Annotated in this window: 20 protein-coding genes; 9 read left to right on the plus strand and 11 right to left on the minus strand. The window is 47.2% G+C overall.

Translation table 11 applies throughout. From position 1 onward, the window contains the following. The first annotated feature begins 283 nt into the window (after window positions 1–283). Window positions 284–511 carry a hypothetical protein gene (locus tag QZ367_RS08425; protein ID WP_291939594.1) on the plus strand — a complete coding sequence of 76 codons (228 nt, stop codon included), beginning with the start codon at window positions 284–286 and terminating at the stop codon, window positions 509–511. A 412-nt stretch (window positions 512–923) separates the two neighbouring features. Continuing rightward, window positions 924–1,085, plus strand: coding sequence for a hypothetical protein (locus QZ367_RS08430; protein ID WP_291939596.1), 162 nt, complete (start codon window positions 924–926; stop codon window positions 1,083–1,085). 785 nt (window positions 1,086–1,870) lie between these two features. On the opposite strand, the gene QZ367_RS08435 is transcribed toward QZ367_RS08430, so the two are convergent. Continuing rightward, entirely contained in the window at window positions 1,871–2,677 is an 807-nt protein-coding gene (locus QZ367_RS08435) for a 3'-5' exonuclease (protein WP_291939599.1), read from the minus strand. A gap of 21 nt (window positions 2,678–2,698) precedes the next feature. Further along, window positions 2,699–3,340 carry a ribulose-phosphate 3-epimerase gene (rpe, locus tag QZ367_RS08440; RefSeq protein WP_291939602.1) on the minus strand — a complete coding sequence of 214 codons (642 nt, stop codon included), beginning with the start codon at window positions 3,338–3,340 and terminating at the stop codon, window positions 2,699–2,701. Window positions 3,341–3,484: 144 nt separating this feature from the next. Here rpe and rpmB point away from each other — a divergent pair, with 144 nt between their 5' ends. From rpmB to QZ367_RS08460, 4 genes are all read left to right on the plus strand, one after another. Then, window positions 3,485–3,676, plus strand: coding sequence for a 50S ribosomal protein L28 (rpmB, locus tag QZ367_RS08445; protein WP_291939605.1), 192 nt, complete (start codon window positions 3,485–3,487; stop codon window positions 3,674–3,676). Window positions 3,677–3,694: 18 nt separating this feature from the next. Beyond that, window positions 3,695–4,825, plus strand: coding sequence for a potassium channel protein (locus QZ367_RS08450; RefSeq protein ID WP_177387602.1), 1,131 nt, complete (start codon window positions 3,695–3,697; stop codon window positions 4,823–4,825). After that, window positions 4,818–6,011, plus strand: coding sequence for a bifunctional glutamate N-acetyltransferase/amino-acid acetyltransferase ArgJ (argJ, locus tag QZ367_RS08455; RefSeq protein WP_291939609.1), 1,194 nt, complete (start codon window positions 4,818–4,820; stop codon window positions 6,009–6,011). The genes QZ367_RS08450 and argJ overlap by 8 nt, the downstream gene beginning before the upstream one ends. Before the next feature lie 246 nt (window positions 6,012–6,257). After that, complete coding sequence (locus tag QZ367_RS08460; protein ID WP_291939612.1) at window positions 6,258–6,488, plus strand: YdcH family protein; 231 nt, start codon at window positions 6,258–6,260, stop codon at window positions 6,486–6,488. A gap of 867 nt (window positions 6,489–7,355) precedes the next feature. Here QZ367_RS08460 and QZ367_RS08465 read toward each other — a convergent pair. Both QZ367_RS08465 and QZ367_RS08470 read right to left on the minus strand, forming a co-directional pair. Continuing rightward, window positions 7,356–7,796: a hypothetical protein gene (locus tag QZ367_RS08465; protein ID WP_291939615.1), complete on the minus strand. Its 441-nt coding sequence runs from the start codon at window positions 7,794–7,796 to the stop codon at window positions 7,356–7,358. A 135-nt stretch (window positions 7,797–7,931) separates the two neighbouring features. Then, window positions 7,932–8,285 carry an HTH domain-containing protein gene (locus tag QZ367_RS08470; protein ID WP_291939617.1) on the minus strand — a complete coding sequence of 118 codons (354 nt, stop codon included), beginning with the start codon at window positions 8,283–8,285 and terminating at the stop codon, window positions 7,932–7,934. Window positions 8,286–8,399: 114 nt separating this feature from the next. Between QZ367_RS08470 and QZ367_RS08475 the strand changes: the two genes are divergently transcribed. The 3 genes from QZ367_RS08475 to QZ367_RS08485 all read left to right on the plus strand — a co-directional run bounded on the left by QZ367_RS08475 (window position 8,400) and on the right by QZ367_RS08485 (window position 12,700). Beyond that, window positions 8,400–9,326, plus strand: coding sequence for a zinc ABC transporter substrate-binding protein (locus tag QZ367_RS08475; RefSeq protein WP_291939620.1), 927 nt, complete (start codon window positions 8,400–8,402; stop codon window positions 9,324–9,326). A gap of 3 nt (window positions 9,327–9,329) precedes the next feature. Then, window positions 9,330–11,492, plus strand: a complete 2,163-nt coding sequence (locus tag QZ367_RS08480) for a DUF1007 family protein (protein ID WP_291939622.1) — start codon at window positions 9,330–9,332, stop codon at window positions 11,490–11,492. A 239-nt stretch (window positions 11,493–11,731) separates the two neighbouring features. Then, entirely contained in the window at window positions 11,732–12,700 is a 969-nt protein-coding gene (locus QZ367_RS08485; protein WP_291939626.1) for a DUF3137 domain-containing protein, read from the plus strand. A gap of 325 nt (window positions 12,701–13,025) precedes the next feature. Here QZ367_RS08485 and QZ367_RS08490 read toward each other — a convergent pair whose 3' ends face one another. From QZ367_RS08490 to pheS, 7 genes are all read right to left on the minus strand, one after another. Further along, window positions 13,026–13,169 (minus strand): hypothetical protein, encoded by a 144-nt coding sequence (locus QZ367_RS08490; RefSeq protein WP_291939630.1) that lies wholly within the window; start codon window positions 13,167–13,169, stop codon window positions 13,026–13,028. Between the two features lie 123 nt (window positions 13,170–13,292). Continuing rightward, window positions 13,293–14,870: a phosphoglycerate dehydrogenase gene (gene serA, locus QZ367_RS08495; RefSeq protein WP_291939633.1), complete on the minus strand. Its 1,578-nt coding sequence runs from the start codon at window positions 14,868–14,870 to the stop codon at window positions 13,293–13,295. A gap of 56 nt (window positions 14,871–14,926) precedes the next feature. Beyond that, window positions 14,927–16,594, minus strand: coding sequence for a 30S ribosomal protein S1 (locus QZ367_RS08500; RefSeq protein ID WP_291939637.1), 1,668 nt, complete (start codon window positions 16,592–16,594; stop codon window positions 14,927–14,929). Window positions 16,595–16,706: 112 nt separating this feature from the next. Beyond that, window positions 16,707–17,543, minus strand: coding sequence for a 4-hydroxy-3-methylbut-2-enyl diphosphate reductase (locus QZ367_RS08505; RefSeq protein WP_291939640.1), 837 nt, complete (start codon window positions 17,541–17,543; stop codon window positions 16,707–16,709). Further along, window positions 17,533–18,807, minus strand: coding sequence for a 3-phosphoshikimate 1-carboxyvinyltransferase (aroA, locus tag QZ367_RS08510; protein WP_291939643.1), 1,275 nt, complete (start codon window positions 18,805–18,807; stop codon window positions 17,533–17,535). Before aroA ends, QZ367_RS08505 begins: the two co-directional genes overlap by 11 nt. After that, window positions 18,804–21,134: a phenylalanine--tRNA ligase subunit beta gene (pheT, locus tag QZ367_RS08515; RefSeq protein WP_291939647.1), complete on the minus strand. Its 2,331-nt coding sequence runs from the start codon at window positions 21,132–21,134 to the stop codon at window positions 18,804–18,806. The genes aroA and pheT overlap by 4 nt, the downstream gene beginning before the upstream one ends. Continuing rightward, window positions 21,131–22,126 (minus strand): phenylalanine--tRNA ligase subunit alpha, encoded by a 996-nt coding sequence (gene pheS, locus QZ367_RS08520; RefSeq protein ID WP_291939650.1) that lies wholly within the window; start codon window positions 22,124–22,126, stop codon window positions 21,131–21,133. Before pheS ends, pheT begins: the two co-directional genes overlap by 4 nt. Window positions 22,127–22,197: the final 71 nt, after the last annotated feature.

Below are 22,197 nucleotides of genomic sequence, written 5' to 3' on the forward strand. Positions count from 1 at the left end.
CTTTTGGACTGAAATTTAAAGCACAGGCGCTAAAATTAGCAGCGAGCACGGTATGTATGCGTGACAGGTGCGGTTGCGAAATAAGGCGGCGGCGGCTCGCAACATAATAATCACGACAAAGTGTGGCAGGCGGCGAGCACAGCGAAGAAGCGAAAATTTTATGTAGGATAGATTTGCGTGCTTTAAAGGTACGGCTTGATCTTGACGCAGATGGGGTGACGCGCAGCTTACAAGGCACAAAAATATACGCGAAGAAGCAGGCGAGAGCCTACAACGATGGACGTTGGTAAAGCGGCGGCTTGCGGCAAGAGGATACGGGCTATCACATGCATGCGCGGCAAGCGAATACTGCGCGCGTCTCGCGGCGAGCGGCAAAATTTCATCCACCACAGACCATGGTAGGCAGATAAAATTTTGCATTAAAACGGAGCTTTTCCGAAATTCTAGCGCGTTTGAAATACGGAGTGATCGGATGAAAGGTAAGACAGTGGACGGCTCGACGGTGAAATAGCGGCGTGAAATTTTCGGCGCAAAATTACACTTTACTGCGCGAGCATATACGCTAGGAATGATTTAAAACTCATTTTCCAATCAAGCGGCTCGCGAACCCTCGCAACACATAACCTCAAGACATGACTAAAACAGATAGAATTTTAAAATTTAACCGCCATATTCGCAGCCTATGGAATTTGCAACGTAAATTTAAAAGCAGCGCCGCGCTTAATGAAATTTTGTTTAAATTTTAGCTCACGATATGCCCTTTTTGAGGCGGAAAAGACCGCTCAATCGCAAAATAACGCTTCTTGCAAAGATGGCGGCGGCACATTACTCCGCTCGCTCGCAAAGCCCGTCAAGCCCTCCGATGACGCTTTGATGAGAGGCGGGCTGCGTCTGCGCAAATTCGTATTATTGGGATCGCAGATTTGCTTATCGCTAAATTTAGTGCATATGCGGTCGCCGTACGCCGCTATGGTAAGAGTGGGCTTGCGTTTAAATTTGCTCCGATCGCGCTGTGTTTTGCGATAAAAATTTATGAAATTCCATTTTCGGTCGGCGCCGCAAAATTTTATAAAGCTCCATTTTAAAATTTTCAGCACGGGCACGTACCGATCAGGTCGTCAAGCTAAAATCAAATCTTAAAATTCTAAGCGACGAATGCGGAAAACCCTCGCGCCTAGCGTATCTGCGGCGGCGACACGGGCACGCTAAATTTATCGCTTTTAGGACGCAAAAGACGCGCAGACGCGGGCAAAATTTATTGATTTTAGAGTTTAAAGCATCGAATTCGCGCGCCTAGGCTAAATTTTAAAATTTAAAGCGCGCGACGCTTCGGGCGCATCCACGCGACTACAAGCGCTCATAAAATTCGCCCGAAGCAAGGTTGTAAAACCGCGGACGGGCACAAAATTTATCACCGCAAAAATCAAAGCCGCGAAAGCAAAAAGGCTTCACGAGCGCTCGCTGCCGCATCCGCCCGAGTAAATTAAAATCGCATGATCCGCCTAGCCGGCATACGTAGAGGGCGCCGCTGCGGGCATTTGCACTTAAATCCGGTGCGATCGCAATGCGATTTAAAACTGCGCCTGCTTAAATTCGCGCCGTTTCGGTTCGCTCGCAATCACATCTTGCCGCAGTAGCGCTTTAAATTTGCACCGGCGCGATTATGCGCATTCAATCGCTACGGCAAGGGTAAAATTTCAAAATCTAGGTCCATACGCGCCGATTTTCGCCGCCCAAAATCGCTCGGATCGAATTTACGCTACCGCAATCCGCGCAGATTAAAGCGCCGCCGCTTAAAAGCGCAAATTTTATCCTTCAAACGGCGGCGCGAAATTTCACTAAAATTTCATCTCTTAATTCGGCGCGCGATTTATAAAATTTCGCCCTCGCCGCGCCCAGAAAGCTGCGGCTTAGGCAGCGCCAGACTCTTTGCGGTTTTGCTAAAAAGTATCAGATCCTCGGTGCTTTGCACGCTCCACGGCAGCCGCGAGAGCGCGAATTTGAAAATTTCAAAGCAGGAAATGGCGTCGCTAAATGCGCGGTGGTGGACGTTTTGCACGCCTAAAAGCTCTTTTAACGAGCCGAGCCCGTATCTTTGCGCCTCGATCGTGCGGCGCGCGAGCTCTACGGTGCAGAGCCTGCGATTTAAAAGCATCCCAAAGCCGCATTTTTGCAGGCTCGCGTCGATGAAGCCATAGTCAAATTTGACGTTGTGCGCCACAAAAACGCTATCGCCTAAAAACAGCCTAAACCGCTCCAGCACGCTAGCTAGCGGCGGCGCGCCCACAAGATCGTCCGCACAGATACCGGTAAGCTCGGTGATATTTTCGGGCACGGCGGGCGCGTAAACGAAGCTCTCGAAACGATCGAGCTCCTGCGTGCCGCGCGTTTTTATCGCGCCGATTTCAATGATCTGACCGTTTGAGAGCCCGCCGTTCGTCTCGATGTCCACAAAGCAAAAAATTTCATCCGAAATGTCCGTCTCGCGGGTTTTGAGCGTGATTTTGCCGTTGTCGAGTTTTATTATCTCTATGCCCAGCGCTCGCCACATCGAAAGGTCTTTTGGCTCGAAAAGCTCGGTAATCTCGGCAATATCGCTTGCTTTTGAGATAAAATCGTAATAATTTATGCTCTTTTGAGCCAGTAAATTTATGAGATTTTCGATCTGGCGCGTCAAAATTTTACCCCTGTGCCGCGCCTAAATTTTAAGCGCACGGATCGCCTCCGCGTAGTCGTTTGAAGAAAATATGTAATTGCCCGCTACCACGACGTCGGCGCCGGCTTCATCGATACCAGCAATATTCAGCCCGTTTACGCCGCCGTCGACCTCAATGAGGCATTTTGCGCCTTTGCGATCGATCAGCTCGCGCAGCTGCTTAATTTTCTCAAGCGCCGAGGGGATAAATTTCTGCCCGCCAAAGCCCGGATTGACGCTCATCAAAAGCACCATATCGACTTCGCCCAAGATAAACTCCAGCACGCTAAGCGGAGTGTGCGGATTTAGCACGACTGCGGGCGAGACGCCGCTGCGGCGTATATGATCTATGAGGCGCAGAGGGTGCTGCTCCTCCTCGATGTGGAAGCTAAGAAATTTCGGCTTTAGCGGCAAAAAAAGATCGACGAAAAACGGCACGTTTTTAACCATCAGATGGATGTCTAAAGGCTTGCTGCTCGCCTTTGCCGCGGCGCTCGCTACAAGCGGTCCGATCGTAAGATTGGGTACGAAATGTCCGTCCATCACGTCTACGTGAATGAGATCGGCGCCCGCTTCGCAGACTGCGCGAATTTCCTCCGCGAGCCTGCCGAAATCCGCCGATAAAATGCTGGGTGCGACATACATTAAGATTCCTTTAAAATTTCAAGATGCGGAATTTTACTTAGTTTTGTCATAAATTTCGCTAAATTTGAACCGCGGCGGATTTTAAGCATAATTTGAAATTTTTTCGCTATAATCGCCATTTATTTTAATCATCAAGGATTTATTATGGCAAGAAGATGCGCAATCACCGGCAAAGGTGCGATGGTAGGAAACAACGTCAGCCACGCAAATAACAGGACCAAAAAGAAATTCCAGGTCAATCTACGCACCATCCGCGTTCAGCTACAAGACGGCTCAACCAGACGAATCAAAGTCGCCGCCTCAACTCTACGAACTATGAAAAAGCAATCAAAATAACCTCTTAAAGAGGAATTTATGTCTGTTTTGGACAAGATCAAGCGATTCCTCGACTGGTCCGGCTCGACTAAGCCGGACATCAACCTCTATACAGAAATTTACGACCAGCTACGCCCTTTTCGCTTACCGCTGATAACCATCGTGCTGATGATGCTAATCGGCACATTAGGCTATGTCTTTATAGCGGGCTTTTCGCTCGTAGACGCCTTTTATCAGGCGGGTATGACCTTCACGACGGTAGGCTTTACCGAAGTAGCGCCGATATCGCCCGCGGGTAGAATTTTTACCGTCTTATTCATCCTTATGGGCTTTGGAACCTTTTCGTTTTGCCTGGGCGTCGTCGTCGAGGTCATAAAAAACGGCAAACTTCAAAATTTACTTAGGGAGCAACGAATGATCAATAACATCGCAAGGCTCAAAAACCACTACATTATCTGTTACAACAACATCTACTGCGCCGAGCTTGCCAAGCAGTTTCGCGAAAATCATCTACCTTTTGTCGTGATCGACCCCGATCCCGCTCTAGCCAAAATCGCCGAAGAAAACCGCTATCCATATTTCATCGTAGGCGAGCCGCATGTAGAAACTACAATGCTAAAAGCGCATCTGTCATCTGCAAAATCCGTCATTACACTAAGTCCAAATTTAGCTGATAATATCGCAATAATCTCGCTGGTACGCCTCTACGAAAAGGAGCTTGGTCGCATCACCCCATACTTCATAATGGCAAATAGCGATGATGACAGCGACACCGAGAGGCTAAAAAAACTCGGCGCAAATTCTATCGTCTCACCATCCAAACTCGCCGCACAAAGGCTCTCTGCGATCAGCGTGCGCCCTGATATGGAAAACATTTTGGAGCGATTTTTGTATAAAAAAGACTCGCTTATCGATATCGAGGAGATTACGGTGCCCGATTTTTCGTGGATCCGCTTCAAGCGCCTAAAAGAAACTCGCTTGCGTGATTTTACAAACGCCGACGTCGTGGGAATCAAAGAGCCCAACAGCCGCTTCATTCCGATGCCGGATGGCGACTACCTCATCGGTACTGGGGTGAAATTTTTAGTCATCGGCACGGCAGAGGGTATCCGCAACACCAAAAAACTCATCCGTAGCAAATACAAGCCGCAGGAGATGAGATATGTTTAAAATTACTAAGCTCGAGGGCGGCTTGCAGAATGTCGAGGGCTTTTATTTTGACGGCGTGAATTCGGGCTTTAAAAAACAGGGCAACGATCTAGGATTTATCCGCGCAGACGAGCCCTTTGCCGTAAGCGCGATCTTTACGAGCAATAAATTTCAAGCCGCGCCGATTAGGCATTTCAAAAGGGCGCAAGAGCGCGCTGGCGGAGAGCTTAAAACAAATTTTATCCTCGTAAATTCTAAAAACGCAAACTCTATGACCGGGGAGCAAGGCATCGCCGATATCGATGAAATTTTTAGCGAGCTTGGCAAAAAAATCCCTCTGATAAACCCCGTCATGAGCTCCACCGGCGTCATCGGATACCGCCTCAAAAAGGAAAAAATTATCGCCGCCGCGCAAAATTTTAACCTCTCGGCACGAAACTCGAACGCCCTAGCCACCGCCATTATGACTACCGACACGATAAAAAAAGAGCTTGCATATGAAATTTCTTTAGAAAACGGCGAGAAATTTCACATCGCAGCCGTTTGCAAGGGCGCAGGCATGATCAATCCTGCGCTTGCGACCATGCTCTGCTTCGTCCTGACCGACGCAAAAATCCCGCGCGCAGATATGGACGAGCTGCTAAAAAAAGCAGCGGAGCAGAGCTTCAACACAGTAAGCGTCGACGGCGACACCTCCACCAACGATACGATTATGCTATGCAGCAGCGCCAAATGCGCTTACGAAAAGGAGGCTTTCGCCTCCGCGCTAAACGCCCTTACGCACGAGCTTGCACTGATGCTTGTAAAAGACGGCGAAGGCGCAACCAAGCTGGTGCGATTTAAAGTAAGCGGCGCCGCAAATGCCGAAGACGCTCGCACGGCGGCGAAGGCGCTAAGCAATTCGCCGCTTGTTAAAACGGCGATCTTCGGCGAAGACCCGAATTGGGGTCGCATAGCCTCCACCATAGGCGCCTGCGGTATCGAATGCGACGAAGAAAAGCTGCGTATTAAATACGATGACGTGCTACTTTATGACGCGCAAAATCGCGAGCTGGACGCCGCGCGCGAGGCTGCGGCTCACGCCGTGATGCAACAAAAAAGCTTTACGATCTGGTGCGATTTAGGACTCGGAGATGGCGAGTTTAGTGCATACGGCTGCGATCTTAGCTACGACTACGTAAAAATCAACGCCGATTATAGATCATAAAGATTCACAGCTTACTCTTTCATAATAAAAATCTCGTCTCGAAAATAGCGAATAGCGGCAGGGCTTTAAAGCTCTGTCCTAAAATTTTATCATTTAAATTTGCCTGTTTTAAATTTTTAAATACTAAAATTTTACCTTTTAAAATTTGGAATCTCATGCGTGAAATTCAGTCTAAATTTGATAGCTGAAATTAGGTTTTAAGCGCTTTATTGATATACTTAAATAAATTTTTCAAAGGAGTAAAGCATGTTTCATGAATACAGATATTTAATCACTGAGTTAAAAGGCAAAAACGCGCGATTTGATTCGCTTTTCGAGAAGCACGACGAGCTGGATCACAAGATCGCCGACGCACAAGCCGGCAGAGTGCATATGAGCGATCTGGAGATCGATGCGATGAAGAAAGAAAAGCTTCGCATAAAAGATGAGCTAGGCACCCTGCTAGCGCAATATAAAGCCGAAAAGGCAGATAAATAAAGTTGCTTGCGGCGAAATTAAGATGCAGCAGAGTGCTAGCAAGGCTTATTTCGCCGCCAAGCTTTAATCCGCGTTTAGAATTTTTTAATCGTAATAAGTTTAGCCGCTTAAATTTGCCGCGCGCGATAGAGATATTAAAACAGCACGCCAAAACAAGTTAAAATTTATACCGCACGCTTCACCATATTGACACCACTAAATAATTTTTACGTATCGGCTACATAACTGCATATACCAACAATGTCGTATTAGCGCAATCAGATATAATTCGTTACGGCTCTCTATCGCCCCTTCCGCTTCCAAAAATATCTCTTGCTGAATGCGTTTTGCACTATAGAGCAAATTAAAATTTACGCTGTATCGCCCTGCAGCCTAGCTTTTAAATTTTACTTTGCAGCGAGCATTTTCTAGTAAATTTCAAATCTTGCGTTTTGCTTGTTGCAGGCGCAATACCTATTTTTAAAATTCCGCATTTCGCAAAAATCTAAAGTGGCGCTAGAATTTTAAATTCCCGTTCGCGCTAACCGCGAAATTTCAAATTCGCAGACTCCAACTAAGCACTAGTTTATGTTAGAACTTTCTTTAGTCGCTCCACGGAATTTAGCCAAGCTTGCTTATTTTAACCCGCTTCGTTGAGCTTTAAAAATTTAGATTATTTCTTTGATCCTATCGGATAATGCCTGCCGCCACGGAATTGCTCAAGCCACCCTATTTGCTATATACACAATTAAAAGCGGCGCTAACGCGGAATTAAATAGTATAAGTTTGCGATCTGCAAAAGGTATGAAATTTAATCATAGAATTTTAAGCGCTAAGGATTTGCGATAGAATTTCGCCGCGCAAATCAAATCCCAAAGCTAGCCTAGCCTACTCGAAAACCTTTGCTTCTAAGCCATGTAGCCTTTGCAAGCCGATATCGATATATTCGTTAAGCTTCTCATTATTTTCCAGCAATTTGTCGTAATAACTCTTGGCTCTTTCTCTCGCGGTCGCATCAGGCTCGATATACTTTAGCCCACTTTTGAAAAGTCCTTTGGATTCCACAAAATAGATCGAGTGGATCTTCTCGCAGTGCGATAGCCCTGCTTCAGTGTAGTTTAAAATCGATTCGTACGCGATGTTGCCTAACAGCTCCTGCAGCCTATTTGCGGGATTTTTGAAAAACTCGGCAAACTCCTTATACGGCGTAAAAACCTGATCCAGGTTTTTCATCGCATCGCCGTAGATACCCTTTTTCAGGCGAAACATCGTCATTTCTTGAGAACTTACAAACTTCTCTATTGCTTTTATCGTATCGTTTTTATTCACTGAATTTTTCCCTTTTAAAATATGAAACGCTCGGATTATATCGTTTGTTTTATAAAAATCCGTTAAAAATCGGTTAAATTTTGCCCTAGCGTTTTAGCCAAATTTCTTTGAGCGCTTTTGATTAAATTTCCTGCCTCAGCCGCCGCACTTCTCGCACAATCCTCGCACGAGCACACTTTTGACATTTTTTTGTGGCAAAGTAGGCATCGAAATCTCCTCCATTTTATGGCAGCTTTCACAGATAAAATACGCTTTGGCGCCGTCGGTGAGCTCATAAAAGCTTTTATGATTATTCTCGCTGGTAATTATCAAATTTTTTTCTTCCAAAAGCGCTATATTGCGATATATCGTGGTTTTATTAGCACCTGTTAGTTCTACTAGTTCATCATAGCTTACCGGGCATTTTTTCTCGCTTAGGATCTGCACGATCTGCACTCTAAGTGCTGTAGGAGCAATATCGTGACTCGCTAAAAAATCTTTGTGATCCATTTTACGCCTTTTTTAAAATTTAAGCGATGATAGCGAAATTTAGATAAATTTATATTAAGTTGCAACTAAGTTGCTTTTGATATACTTCCGCAATTTTTTTTGGAAAGGAATTTTATGAAAAAGCTTATTTTCACGCTTTTAGCAGCTAGTTGCGTAGTATTCGCCAAACCTACGGTCACTACGACCATACTTCCTACGAAGTATTTTGTTGAACAGATTGCAGGCGATACCCTGCAGGTAAATACGATGGTCGGCAAAGGCGCCGATCCGCACACATACGAGCCTAAGCCTTCGGAGATGAAAATGCTAGAAAATAGTGATCTGTATTTTGCAGTCGGTATAGAATTTGATGAAGTCTGGCTACCAAAGCTTGCTGCATCGTATCCGAAGATGAAGATAATCCGCACCGAAGATGGCATTACCAAAATGGCTATGGCAGAGCATCACCATCACGACGAACATGATCATAGCTCACATCACGATGATCACGATCATGACGCGCATCATGAGCATGGTGACAAAGACCACGAGGCGCACGAGCACCATCACCATCACGGCGGTTTAGACCCACATATCTGGCTCGATCCGCAGCTTGTAAAAATTCAAGCTAAAAATATTAAAGACGCGTTAACCAAACAGTATCCTAAGGATGCTAAAATTTATGAAATAAATTTCGATAAATTTGCTAAAAAGCTTGACGAGCTAGACGCTTACGCAAAGCAGAAATTAGCGGGCGTCAAGGGAAAGAAATTTATGGTTTATCATCCGTCTTGGGGCTATTTCGCGCATCGATACGATTTAGAGCAGATCGCAGTCGAAGTGGAGGGCAAAGAGCCTAAGCCTGCGGATTTAGCCGAGCTAATCGAGGAAGCCAAAGAGGAAAAGATCAAGGTGATTTTCGTCGCACCGCAGTTTTCCAAAAAGGCAGCGCAAACCATCGCCGCACAAACGGGCGCAAAGGTGATGGAGATCGATCAGCTGCCGCTAGATTGGTACGAGACAATGAAAAAGACGATCGACGTTTTCGGAGAAAATTTGTAGTTGATGAAATTTATTAAAATTTTAATTTTATCCGCGATCTTTAGCTCGCGGATATTTGCGTGCGCTCTGTGCGCCCTATACACGCCCACTGCGCACGTTAGCATCACTCCCGTCGCACAAGACGGCAAGATCGTGAGTCTGCATTTTTCGTGGCTTTTCTCTCAAAATTTTACCGACGTCATAATGCAGACCTACGATATAAATTCCAATGCCAAGCTTGAAAATAGCGAGCTTGCCGAGATAACTAAGGCGATGACCGATTATCTAACCCCCAAAAACTATCTTTGCGAAGCGGAATTCTACGATCAAGCGCCAAAAAACGCAAAGCTCGCGCTTAGCAACCTAGTAGGCACGCAGATCAAGGGAAATTTTAAAAACGCAATAAGCCTCGTCAAAAAGGGCAGACTCGTGTTCGAGTTCGATCAAAAGGTCGGCTTCGAGCTGCGCAATAACCGCGTTCTTAAAATTTCCATTAACGACGATCAGGGATTTTTCAATTTCAAAATGCTTGACGATAAGCCCATTAATCTGGGCGAGGGCTTTGTAGCGAAGCCTAATTCAAATTTAGCCACCACTTTTATAGAATTTAGCGGCGAAAAGCCAAAAATCGCAGATAAAAAACCGCCAATTTCAAGCGCGCCGAACTCCGATTTAGCGCGGGATGGTCTTGTATCTAGCGAGCAGAGTCTTGTGGACTCAGAGGATAAACTTGCGCAAGGCGAGCAAACAAAACCTAATGCCAGCTCGGCGCGCAGATCAAACCAAAGATCCGTCGGCGACATCGTTTCGGAGGCTGCAGCAGAGGCTCAAAAAAACATCGCCGCTTCGGATACTCTCGCGCAGATTAATAAAACCGCCAAAAAGGACGCGCAGGCAAAAGGTGGCCCCGCAAATTCTGCAGCGTCTGTAGATAAAGACGCGGGTGAAAATTTGACGGCGATCCGAGACAACTCTTTAAATTCCACGCATTCTACGCAAAATCTAGCGACGCCGCCCATGGAGAGTTCTTTAAATTTAGCGCAAAATAGCGCGAGCAAAAACGGCGCCGCATCCGACAGCGACAATATTTCAAGCGAGCCACAAAAAGAGGCTACGCTGGGATTTGTCGCGCAAAAGACGATGGATTTTATGAAAAGCCTCAAAACGGCGTTTCGCGCAAGCAGCGAGCATGCAAGCGCAAGCACGATCCTATGGGTCTTGGCGCTTTCTTTTATATACGGCTTTTTCCACGCGGCAGGCCCAGGGCACGCGAAGCTGCTAACGGCGAGCTATTTCCTAGCCCATGGCGGCAGCTACGTCAAAGCCTTCGGATTTGCCCTTAAAATCGGGCTTCTACACGTCCTGGGAGCGCTCGTTTTAGTAAGCGCGAGCATGTTCGTGCTGCAAAACGTCGCAGGGCTCGTCTCTGCAAACTCCGCCTCGATCACCACGAAAATTTCGGCGCTTCTGATCATCGTCATAACGGCGCTCATCATCTACGACAAAGCTCGCCGCATAAGATCGGGCGCCCACCACGATGCGGGCTGCTCCTGCGCCGCTTGCGCTTCCGTTGCAAACACCGCAGAGACGGACGCGCACTTAAAAAATACGGCGTTTGCAAACGCTAGGGATTCCGCTCACGCAGCGTCAAAGAGTTATAAATTTTCTAAATTTAATATCCAAAGCGGCGAATCCGCGCAGTATTTGGATGCCAAAAATTTAGGCGCCGCAACGGCAGAGCTAAATTCGGATTCAAATTTAGCCGCAAATTTAGAGGAAAACTCGTCTAGCCAAAACGAGCAAAAACAGGCTTTAAATTCTGCAAATTTAAAAAACCAAACCTCATCTCGCTCGCTGCGAAATGGCGCGACTGGCGGCGGCGAGAAAGGGCGAGAGTGGCTTATCGCGCTTGCGGCGGCGCTCGTGCCCTGCCCTGGCACGATCCTTATTTTCGTGCTTGCCTTCAGCCTCGGAAGCTTCGCGCTTAGCGTCGCAAGTGCACTTTTCATCGGTTTTGGAATGAGCGTCGTGATATTTCTAGCCGCGCTTTTCGGCGCGAAGGCAAACGAGCTAAGCTCAAAGCGGCTCGTAAGCCTGAAGCTTTACGTCGAATTTTTGGGGCTTTTCGTGATGTTTGGGCTCGGGATTTTTATGTATTTCCTCTCAGACAACCTCAGGGTGCTGTGATCGCAAAATTTAAACGCAAATTTCAAAGGCGGCTCGCGTGAAATATAAGTTTACGCAATGCGTTAAATTTTAAATCCGGTGCGAATTGTTTTCAGAATAGTAAGATTTTAAAATTTACGCCGCACGGACTGCATAAATTAAGCTCCGATCTCGACTATTAATTATGCGGCGGAATTCGCTCTTTATAAATCACGTTAAATTTTGCTACAATACGGGCGAAATTTTTATCAAGGATAGATATGTCGCCTTCTTTGCAAGATGCTATTTCGCAAACTTCAATCGAGCAAAAAGCGTGCGCTAAAATTTTTAATAGATACCGCTACCTCAGTATAGTCGTCTTTTTTGCGGTCCTGTTCGTATTAGTGTATCTAGACGGCGTTGAAACAGACACTCCCTCTATAGAAATTGCCGAATTTTTGGGCGTCTTGATCCTTTTTCCGATCTTTTGGATATTTTTTCTGCATTGCGCCGGTCAAAAAACCGAAGCGGAAATTCGCTACTATAAATTTTACAAAGAGATATTCGTCCGCGCCGTCATAGACGATATGAACGCCGATTTAAAATACTATCCCTATACCGGCATGCAAGAAGAGGAATTTCAAAAATTTAGAATTGATAGGAAGTCCGGGATCAAAAGCGAGGATCGGATTACGGGCGCGCACTGCGGGATTAAATTTAGCCTCAGCGAGGTACATAGCAATAGCAGGTTTTACATGAAAACGGATAATCCGCTCATAGCGGCGATTATGTTGATCAAAATATTCTACGATAATTATATGGACTTTGACGGCAACGTACTGATCTGCGAGCTCGCGAAAAAAACCTCGGGCAAAACGATAGTGGTAAGCAGGGAGCTAAACGCCAAGATCTTCGGCGAAAAAGAGATGATGGACGATTTGGATTTTATGCGCGATTTTCGCGTGTTTGCGGATGACAAAGTAGAAGCGCGCTATTTGCTAACGCCCGCGTTTATGGAGCGTCTGCGCGAAATAAATCGCGAAACGAACGGCGAGTTTAGCTTGAGCGCGGTATTTATGGATAAGCGTTTATATCTATTTTTAAACGGTGCGCCCGATCTTTTTGAAACTACTCTTTTTGATAGGCCTGCTAGCATAGAGCTCGCGCGCGAATACCAAACGCAGATCCGCAAAATTTTAAGCCTAATCGAGACACTGGGGCCACAAATTAGCAGGACGCATTACGGCTGAAATTTTGTATCGACTAAATTTAGTCCGGGTGGAATTTTTCGGCGAAGCATAATTTCGGCAAAAACGTAAAATTTAATCAGCGGCGCAATCTCTCGGTAGTTGCCCTAAATTTAATCAGCAATAAAATCGCTCGGCGGTTGCCCGAAATTTAAACGGGCGATACGATTAGAGAGATGAAGCACCCGCTAATAAATTTAAAGCAAAAGCACCCTCCGTGTCTAAAAATTTATAAAATTTGACCGCGTTTCGCATCGCAGCCTCTAGCTTTTAGTGCCAAACCTGCATAGCGGCAAAATTTAATCGGCGACGCTTGTAATGATGAAATTTAAAGCAGATCTACAAGGACGAAATTTAAATTTAAAAGCAAGCTCAGGGCGAGAGTTAAATTTAAAGCGCTCGCGGCGTTTGCAAAAGTCGCACGCCACAACGTACCGCAAGCGCAGGTCTGCGCATACTCAAGTTCCGCCAAAATCCTCGCCGCGCGTTCCCGCATCGCCTCATCAAACGCCGTCATAGCTGAAATTGTAAATTTAAATTATAAAGAATTAAAACGAGGCGAAATTTAAAATTCCGCCTCCTAAGCGGAAAAGGATTAAAGCGCCGCGTAGCGCACCATTAGGCAGGTTTGAAGCGCCGCCAGTTTATCGAGCGTGCTTTTTTGCACTTCGGAATCGACCAAAATGACCGCCAAAGCGTCCCCCTCCTTGCCTCTGCCTAGGCGGAAGTCCGCGATATTGATGTTTTCGTCGGCTAGGATAGTGCTTACGGACTTGATAACGCCCGGCACGTCGGTGTTTTTGAAGATTATCATCTTGCCCTTCGGCTTAAAATCGGTCTTAAATCCGCCGATATTTACGATACGCTCCTCGCTGCCGTCAAAGACCGTACCTGCGACGTTTGAGATCGCCTCGTCGGTCATGATTTTTACCGCGATCTCGCTTTTATAGACGCTGTTTGCAAGCTCGCCGAAGCTCGTCTCGATCCCCTTTTCATCCGCAAGAAATTTAGCATTGACGTAATTTAGCGAATCGCCCAAAGAATCGTGCAGCGCGCCTACGATGGCAAAAACGAGCATCGATTTTAGATACTGCACCACCTCGCCGCTGCCCTCGATCGTGATCGATTTGATCGGGCCTTTATTGATCTGCGCCGCAAGATAGGCCATTTTCGAGACCAAATTTATATACGGCTCGATACCGCGCGGCAGATCCTCAAGCTTAAGCGGCAAATTTAAGGCGTTTGGATAGTTCAAGCCGCGTGCGGCGCTGATCGCCTGCTCCGCGGCTTCCCTGGCGATATTGCTTTGCGATTCGAGCGTATTTGCGCCAAGATGCGGAGTCGCGCTTAAATTTTCGATATCCAAAAGCTCATGATCGGTCGCAGGCTCTTTGTCGAACACGTCGATGCCGAGATACGCGATCTTGCCGCTGCGTAGATTGTTTGCGAGCGCTTTTTCATTATACAGCCCGCCTCTGGCGCAGTTTATTAGGCGCACGCCGTCTTTCATCTTCGCTATTTGCGGCTCGCCTACCATATTTATCGTCTCTTGATTTTTCGGCGTATGGATCGTGATGAAATCGCAAGATAAAATTTCGTCGAAATTTTTCGTATATTTTACTCCGAGCTTCGTGGCCTTTTCGGGCTCAATATATGGGTCGTAGGCAATGACGTTCATTCCAAACGCAAGCGCGCGCACCCCCACGCGCGAACCGATATTTCCAAAGCCGATGATGCCGAGGCTCTTTTTATAAAGCTCGGTGCCGTACCATTTCTCGCGCTTCCAAATTCTATTAATTTTCAGATCGTTGCAGGAATTTACATATTTGCGCGCCGCATTTAGTAGGTGGCACATGGTCATTTCGACCGCGGCGATGGTGTTTGCCGTAGGTACGTTCATCAAAATAATGCCGCGCTTGGAGCAGCCGTCGATATCGCAGTTATCCACACCCACGCCCGCGCGCACGATCGCTTTTAGCTTGGTGCCGGCATTTAGAAATTTCTCATCCACCGCCGTAGAGCTTCTGGTAATCGCAACGTCCGCATCGCCTAAAATTCCATATAGCTCGCTCTTGGGCACGCTCGTGGCGTCGATTACTTTAACGTCCGATTCCTGCTTAAGCATATCAAAACCGATTTTGTGGATTGCGTCGCAGACTATGATAGTTTTCATTAAATTTAACCTTTAGAAGTGGATCCGCAAGGCGAGGATGCCTTGCGGAAAGAGTTTTATTTATTTAGTTGATCTTTGATCAGATCCCCTAGGCTTTGCTTCTCATCGTCGTTGCTATTGATCTCATTTAGCGCCTCGCGCTCCTTCTGATGAGCCAGCCTGCGCACGCTTAGGCGGATTCTATTTTTCTTCTCATCGATGAAAGCGATCGCAGCCTCGATTTCGTCGCCCACCTTTAGGCTATCTACGCTTACGTTGCCAAGATCTTCCTTGCGGATAAGCGCGTCGATACCGCCTCCCAGCTCGACAAAAATTCCGAACTCTTTAATATCGCGGATCTTGCCTTTTACGACATCGCCTTGATTGTGGCTCTTGGCAAACTCGCTAATCGGGCTATCGCCGAGCTCCTTGTGGTTTAGAGAAATTTTTTGAGTATCTTTGTCGATCTTGATGATCTTAACCTCGATCTCGTCGCCTACTTTGAATAAATTTTTGCACTTCTCGCCGCGATCCCACGAAGCATCTTCGTTATGCAAAAGTCCCTCTACGCCGTCGATCCTTACAAACGCGCCGAAATTTGTAATCGTAGTGACGCTACCTTTTAGCACGTCGCCCACTTTATGCTTGGCAACGAACTCGTCAAACGGCTTGGTAAGTAAATTTTTAAGACTTACGCGTAATCTACGCTCGCTAGGGTTAATCTCTACGACCTCAACGTCAAGCTCCTCGCCCTCGCTGATGAAATCTTTCGGATTTTTGATATTTTTATCCCACGAAATTTCACTGATATGCAAAAAGCCCTCGATATCGTTGCCAAGATCGACAAACGCGCCGTAAGGCTCGATATTACTTACTTTTACGCGGATAGTATCGCCTACTTCCAGGCTATCTTTGATCTCGTTCCAAGGATCTGGCATCGCCTCTTTAATCGAAAGGGAGAGATGCTTTTTATCGTTGTCGTATTTGATAACTTTAACCGGAACCTTATCGCCCTCTTTGTAGATCGAGCTTGGATTTACCGGGCCTTTGTATGAAATTTCGCTGTAGTGCACGAGCCCGTCCACACCGCCTACGTCTACGAACATACCGTAGGTTGTGATTTTTTTAACGACGCCTTCGATGATGCCCTCAGTAGCGATTACTTTCTCGATCGCCTCTTTGCTTGCTTTGCGATCCTCATCAAGTAGCTTCTTGCGCGATACTACGATGCTTTGTTCGTCTCTATCAACTTTAATGATCTTTACCTTGAAATTTTTACCGACAGCGCCATTTGGGTTTTTAAGCGCGCTTTGCGAGCGAGGCATAAAAAATTCCACATCATCTGCGTTAGCACAAACGAAACCGCCCTTATTAAACGATAGAATTTTAACGTCATAAACATTTTCTGCGTTTTCATCATAGGAGTCGATGAATGCCTTTACTTTTTCCTTCTTTAGAGCCTTTTTATACGATACGACCGGGCGACCGCCTCTGCTTCCGATAATAGCGACTTTGATGTCATCTCCTACATTAACCTGCGGGTTTCCTTGCTCATCGCTAACCTCGGCGGCATCTAAAATACCCTCCGACTTCCTGCCTACGTCTATGAAAACCTCACCGTCCTTAAGGGCGATAACCTTACCTGTGACGACCTCGTCGCGAGACTTGCCGGCGTCATACTCCTCTAACAATGTCGCAAAATCTTCCTCTGCGTGGTTTTGAACCTTCTCGTTCACCTCAGCCATATGCTTCCTTTAAATTTATTTGTGCTTTTTTGAAAAGAACTAAAATGTGCGATTTTAGCTAAAATTTGCTTTCGATTTGATAAATTTCTAAGAGTAAATTTGATAAGAGAGTTTATAAATTCTGCGTTAAATCTTCTATTCTCGCTACCACTTTTTTGATGATCCAATCAGGCGTGCTGGCTCCTGCGGAGATGCCGCAGAGGCTTTTGTTTTCAAACCACGAGCGCTCAAGTTCGCTTTCGTTTTCTATAAGGTAGCTGTCTTTGCAAAAATTTTGCGAGATTAAAAAAAGCTGCTTGGTGTTGGAGGAATTTTTCCCGCCTACGATTATCATCACATCGGCCTTTTGCGACAGGCTTTTTACAGCCTCTTGATTTTCCAGCGTCGCATTGCAAATCGTATTAAAAATTCTTAGCTCCCTTGCGCGCTGCATCAAAAAATCCGCGATTTTGGTAAAGCTTTCTATCTTTTTCGTAGTCTGTGAAACGAGCGCGACGCGCGAGCCAAGCTTGACGTCTTGCAGTTCCTTCGTATCCATGATCACGAATACGCGCGATTTTGCGTAGGATTTCACACCCTTTACCTCGGGATGATTTTTATCGCCGAAGATCACGATGTCATAGCCCTCCGCGCTCATCTTTTCTACGATCTGCTGCGGCTTAGTAACGAAGGGGCAGGTAGCATCGATGAGCTCTTTATTTTGCGCCTTTAATCTTTGCAGATCGTCCTTTTGGATGCCGTGGGTGCGGATGATGAGCTTTTGCTCGTCCTTGATCTCGTTAACGCCCTCTAAGGTTTTGACGCCGAAATTTTGTTTTAAACGGTTAATCTCTTCGGCGTTATGTATCAGTTCGCCGATCGTAGCGGCCTCGCCGGCGCTTTCTGCGATCTTGATCGCGCGCTTGACGCCGAAGCAAAAGCCGTAGCTTTTGGCCATCTCAATCTTCAACGCCGGCTCCGATCTGTCTTAAAATCGCGGCGAAATTCGGAAACGACGTCGCGATACAATCGCTATCCTCGATGATCATCCCCGATCTTAAACCCAAAATCGCAAAGCTCATCGCGATGCGGTGATCGCCACACGGCGTGATGATCGCCGCGTTCGCCTCGCCGCCTTCGATCTGCCAGCCGTCCTGCAGCTCGCGCGCCTTAATACCGCAAGCGCGAAGCCCTTCGCAGGTTACTTTTATGCGGTCGCACTCCTTTACGCGCAGCTCGGCGGCATTTTTAAGCACGCTAGTTCCTTGTGCGCAGGCAAAAGCGATCGCAAGCGCTGGCGCTTCGTCTATCAGCCACGAGATATTTTCGCTCACCTCTACGGCGTGAAGCGGCGCGTAAGCAACCTCTATATCGCCGATCTGCTCGTAAATTTCGCTCGTTTTATTAAATTTAACCTCGGCACCCATACGTTTTAAAATTTCATACGCCTCTATACGGGTTTTGTTTAGCAGCATATTTTTTAGCACTATGCGCGAGCCCGGGGTTATCGCTGCGGCGACCGCGAAGAAAAACGCCGAGCTGGGATCGTTTGGGATAAAAATTTCAAGCGGTTTAAGCGGCGAGCTAAGCGGCGCAACTTCGATCGCAAGACCGTTTCGCGAAATTTGCGCGCCCATCGCTTTTAGCATCCGCTCGCTGTGATCGCGGCTAAGCTCGGGCTCGCTAAATTTACATCCGCTGCCGCGCAGAGCCGCTAAAATCAAAGCGGTCTTTACCTGCGCGGACGCAATCTTACTTGCGTATTCAAAATACCCAAGCTTTTGCCCGAGCACCGCAATCGGCGCCTTTTCGCCGCCTGCTCGTCCGTAAATTTTAGCGCCTACTTTGCAAAGCGGATCCGCAACGCGCCTCATCGGGCGCTCGCTTAGATACCGATCGCCGCACAGCACGAAAAATCCCTCCCGCCCCGCCAAAAAGCCCATAAATAGCCGCATAGCGGTGCCAGAGTTGCCGCAATCAAGCGGGACGTTCGGCTCTTTGATAGCCTTCGGCGGAGTGATTAAAATTTCGCCCTCTACGCGCTGCACGCAAGCGCCCAAAAGCTCCACGATCTTTAGCGTATTTTGCGTATCCTCGGCGGCTAGATAGTTTGAAATTTTACTCGTCCCCTCCGCTAGCAGCGAAAAGATCGCCGCACGGTGCGAGATCGATTTATCCGCGGCGATGTTTGAAATCTCCGCCCGCAAAGGGCCCGCTTGCGCAAAAATCCTCATCGCAGTCCAAGTCCCAGTTCGCTGCTAAGCGCGGCTAAAATTTTATCGGTAAAGCCCGCTACTTCCTCATCGCACAGCGTTTTTTGAAGGTCTTGAAATACAAGTCTGATCGTCAGGCTCTTTGAATCGCCCAGGCTTTCGTCGCTATAAAGATCGCTCGGGATAAATTCCTTTAGCGCCTCGATTTTAAGGGAATCTATGCACTGCTTAATCTGCTCGAAACGCATTCCGCTCGGCACCAAAATACTTAGATCGCGCGATACGCTAGGGAATTTCGAATAAGCGTCCGCTACGATATTTTCAAATTTAAGCTTGGAAAAATCGATCTCGCACAGATAGCTTTTATCCAGATCGCGCCCTGCTTCTACGGCGTAATCCACGCGCCCGATAAAGCCCACTATCTGCCCGCCCTGCTCGATCTGCGCCTGCTCGAATTCGCTTAAAAATTTCAAATTTTCGCCAGGCAGCCTGACCTTAAATTTACCGATGACGCTTTGGATTAAATTTGCAAAATACAAAAAATCCACCGCAGCGGGTTTTGCGCCGGCAGCGATAGAGGGCTCCGCCTTTAATCCGCTAGCGATAAAGCCCAGCCTTAGGCTCTGCGCGCCGCTTTCGTCAAAGACCTCTCCTAGCTCAAAAAGCTTGACGCTTCTGCGAGAATTCTTTAAATTTCGCTCAGCAGATTCCAGCAGATGATTAATCAGCGTCGGTCTTAGCGCGTCCAGCTCGCCGTTTATCGGATTTAAAATTTTAACCTTGCACGGCGCAAAGCCTAAGCTTTCTAGCGCCTTGCCGTCGTCAAATACATAATGCACGCACTCGAAAAATCCTACCGCTGCCGCCTTGCTGCGAAGCTTGCGTCCATTACATAAGCTTACGTAGGTATCGTTTAAGCGGTTTTTTTCGTAGAAGCTTAGCGGTGCGGCGGCGATATTATCGATGCCTACGATACGCACGATCTCCTCGCAAACGTCGTGGGAATTTACGATATCGTGGCGGAAAGGCGGCACCTTGGCAGTGATAAGATCGGCTTCGACGCCCACATCAAAGCCCAGCCTTTTTAAAATTTTTACGATCTTATCGCGCGGAATTTGCGCGCCGATCATTGAGTTTATCTCTTTTTCGCTAAAGCCCACGATAAGCGGCTCCAAAGCATTTGAAATCTTTTGTGTGCCCGCATATAGGCTAACGGCTTTATTTTTAAGTAGCAATCTAAATAGCAGATCTAGTCCCAGCCTAAGCTTTGGTTCGCTGCCTCTGCTTGAGCGATACACGTGCTCGTCACCTTTTAGGCTTTTATTTTCGTTTACTGCTTTGGCGATAATTAGTGGCGCGGTATAGTTTGCCTCTAATAGCACCACTTTGCTACTGCAACATGCCTTTAGCTCCGCGTCTTGGCAAATTCCTGCTACGCTAAGCAGTCTCTTGCCCGCATAAACGCCGAACTCGCCGTTTGGCATGGGCTTTATGTCAAGCGCCACCTTGCCATCTGCGGAAGCGATCTTTTCAAAATCATAAGCGCGCAGCAATACTCCGGTAGAGTGAGTAGCGTAGTTGATGAAATTTTGCACCGCGCAGCTTTGCAAAATACCAACGCTTGCAAGACGCAAGGTCTGCTTTAAATTTAACTTCAGCTCGCCTTTGATCTCATAAGCTCGAAAAGCAAATTTAGCGCTTACCTCATCGCTTGCACGCACGCTTAAAATTCTACCGATACCAGGTGCTCCGTCGGCATCTTCAAATTCGTGCTTTTCCTTTAGCGGCAGATCAAGCGCTGCGCCTAGATCGCGCGCTATGCCTAAGATGCTAAGGCAGTCGCCGCGATTAGCGGTAAGCTCAATCTCGATAAGATCATCATTAAAAATTTCATACTCGCGCAGCTCTTTACCGAGCACGAGCTCGCCGATGCTGCTATCAAGCACCATGATGCCGTCATTCGTCTTAGCAAGTCCAAGCTCGGTTGCCGAACAGATCATACCAAAGCTCTCCACGCCGCGAAGTTTGGCAGGCTTTATCTCAAGTCCGCCAGGAAGCACGGTACCGATTAGGCTAACCGCGACATATTGCCCTGCCTCGACGTTTTTTGCACCGCAGACGATCTGCAGACTCTGCTTACCGACATCAACCTCGCAGACATTTAGATGATCGGAATTCTCGTGTCGACGCTTGCTTTTTACGAGTCCTACGACGACGCCTTTAGGAAGTGAAATTTCATCGTGAGCGTCAACCTCAAGACCGATGGAATTTAGCGTAGAAAGTAGCCTTTCGCTTGAAATTTCGCTTATGTCGATCCACTCCTGCAACCAATTTCTCGTTATTATCATTTAAACTGCTCCAATAATCTAATATCGCCTTCAAATAGCGAGCGCAGATCGGGGATACCGTGCAGCAGCATCGCAAAGCGCTCCACGCCGAGCCCGAATGCGTATCCGCTGACGTTTTTCCAGCCCACCGCTTTAAAGACGTTAGGATCGACCACACCGCTGCCTAACACCTCGAGCCAGCCCGTCTGCTTACAGACGCGGCATCCCTCGCCGTGGCAGAAAATACAGCTGATATCGACCTCAGTGCTAGGCTCCGTAAACGGAAAGAAGCTCGGGCGGAAGCGCACCTTTACGTCTCCAAACATATAGCGCAAAAATTCCTCTAAAACGTATTTTAAATTTGCAAAGCTCACGCGGTCTCCCTGCTCGACTACGAGACCTTCTACTTGATGAAACATCGGCGTGTGGGTTAGATCCATATCACGGCGAAAGACCGCGCCCGGGGCGATCATACGCACCGGCGGAGCTTTAAATTTCTCCATCGTGCGGATCTGAACGCCGCTGGTGTGCGTGCGTAGCAGCCGCCCGTCATTTAGATAAAACGTATCTTGCATATCGCGTGCAGGGTGGTATTTGGGTAAATTTAGCGCCTCAAAATTATGGAAGTCATCCTCGATGAGCGGACCGCTTTCGACGCTGAAATTTTGCGCGATGAAGTAGTCTATGATCTTATCCATCGTCTCCATCACGGGGTGCAGCGCGCCGCAGCTTACGTTTTCGTTAAAAAGCGTGACGTCGATTGCTTCATTTTTCATCGCCTCTTTTTGCTCTGCTGCTTCCAGGCTCGCCCTTTTTGCAGCGATGAGCTCGCTGAAATAATCGCGCTTTTCATTCGCGCTTACGGCAAGCTCTTTTTTCTGCTCGGGCGCTGCGGATTTGAGCTCGGAAAAAAGCGCCGTTATGATGCCTTTTTTGCCGAAAAGCTCCAAGCGCACGGCTTCCAGCTCGCTTAAGCTCGATGCGGCGTCGATTTTTGCTTTAATCTCTTGCAAATTCTATCCTTGTGGTTAAATTTAATGGCGCGATTGTAGTTAAAATTTGATAAAAGCTAGGTAAATTTGCG

The sequence above is a fragment of the Campylobacter sp. genome (genome assembly GCF_019423325.1).
GTDB lineage: Bacteria > Campylobacterota > Campylobacteria > Campylobacterales > Campylobacteraceae > Campylobacter_B.

What these genes read in the sequence shown, in the direction of transcription:
- QZ367_RS08480 (WP_291939622.1), top strand. Translation starts at nt 9,330, where the DNA reads ATGAAATTTATTAAAATTTTAATTTTATCCGCGATCTTTAGCTCGCGG.
- QZ367_RS08485 (WP_291939626.1), top strand. Translation starts at nt 11,732, where the DNA reads ATGTCGCCTTCTTTGCAAGATGCTATTTCGCAAACTTCAATCGAGCAA.
- rpmB (WP_291939605.1), top strand. Translation starts at nt 3,485, where the DNA reads ATGGCAAGAAGATGCGCAATCACCGGCAAAGGTGCGATGGTAGGAAAC.
- QZ367_RS08475 (WP_291939620.1), top strand. Translation starts at nt 8,400, where the DNA reads ATGAAAAAGCTTATTTTCACGCTTTTAGCAGCTAGTTGCGTAGTATTC.
- QZ367_RS08470 (WP_291939617.1), bottom strand. Translation starts at nt 8,285, where the DNA reads ATGGATCACAAAGATTTTTTAGCGAGTCACGATATTGCTCCTACAGCA.
- pheT (WP_291939647.1), bottom strand. Translation starts at nt 21,134, where the DNA reads ATGATAATAACGAGAAATTGGTTGCAGGAGTGGATCGACATAAGCGAA.
- argJ (WP_291939609.1), top strand. Translation starts at nt 4,818, where the DNA reads ATGTTTAAAATTACTAAGCTCGAGGGCGGCTTGCAGAATGTCGAGGGC.
- aroA (WP_291939643.1), bottom strand. Translation starts at nt 18,807, where the DNA reads ATGAGGATTTTTGCGCAAGCGGGCCCTTTGCGGGCGGAGATTTCAAAC.
- QZ367_RS08460 (WP_291939612.1), top strand. Translation starts at nt 6,258, where the DNA reads ATGTTTCATGAATACAGATATTTAATCACTGAGTTAAAAGGCAAAAAC.
- QZ367_RS08500 (WP_291939637.1), bottom strand. Translation starts at nt 16,594, where the DNA reads ATGGCTGAGGTGAACGAGAAGGTTCAAAACCACGCAGAGGAAGATTTT.
- QZ367_RS08450 (WP_177387602.1), top strand. Translation starts at nt 3,695, where the DNA reads ATGTCTGTTTTGGACAAGATCAAGCGATTCCTCGACTGGTCCGGCTCG.
- rpe (WP_291939602.1), bottom strand. Translation starts at nt 3,340, where the DNA reads ATGTATGTCGCACCCAGCATTTTATCGGCGGATTTCGGCAGGCTCGCG.
- serA (WP_291939633.1), bottom strand. Translation starts at nt 14,870, where the DNA reads ATGAAAACTATCATAGTCTGCGACGCAATCCACAAAATCGGTTTTGAT.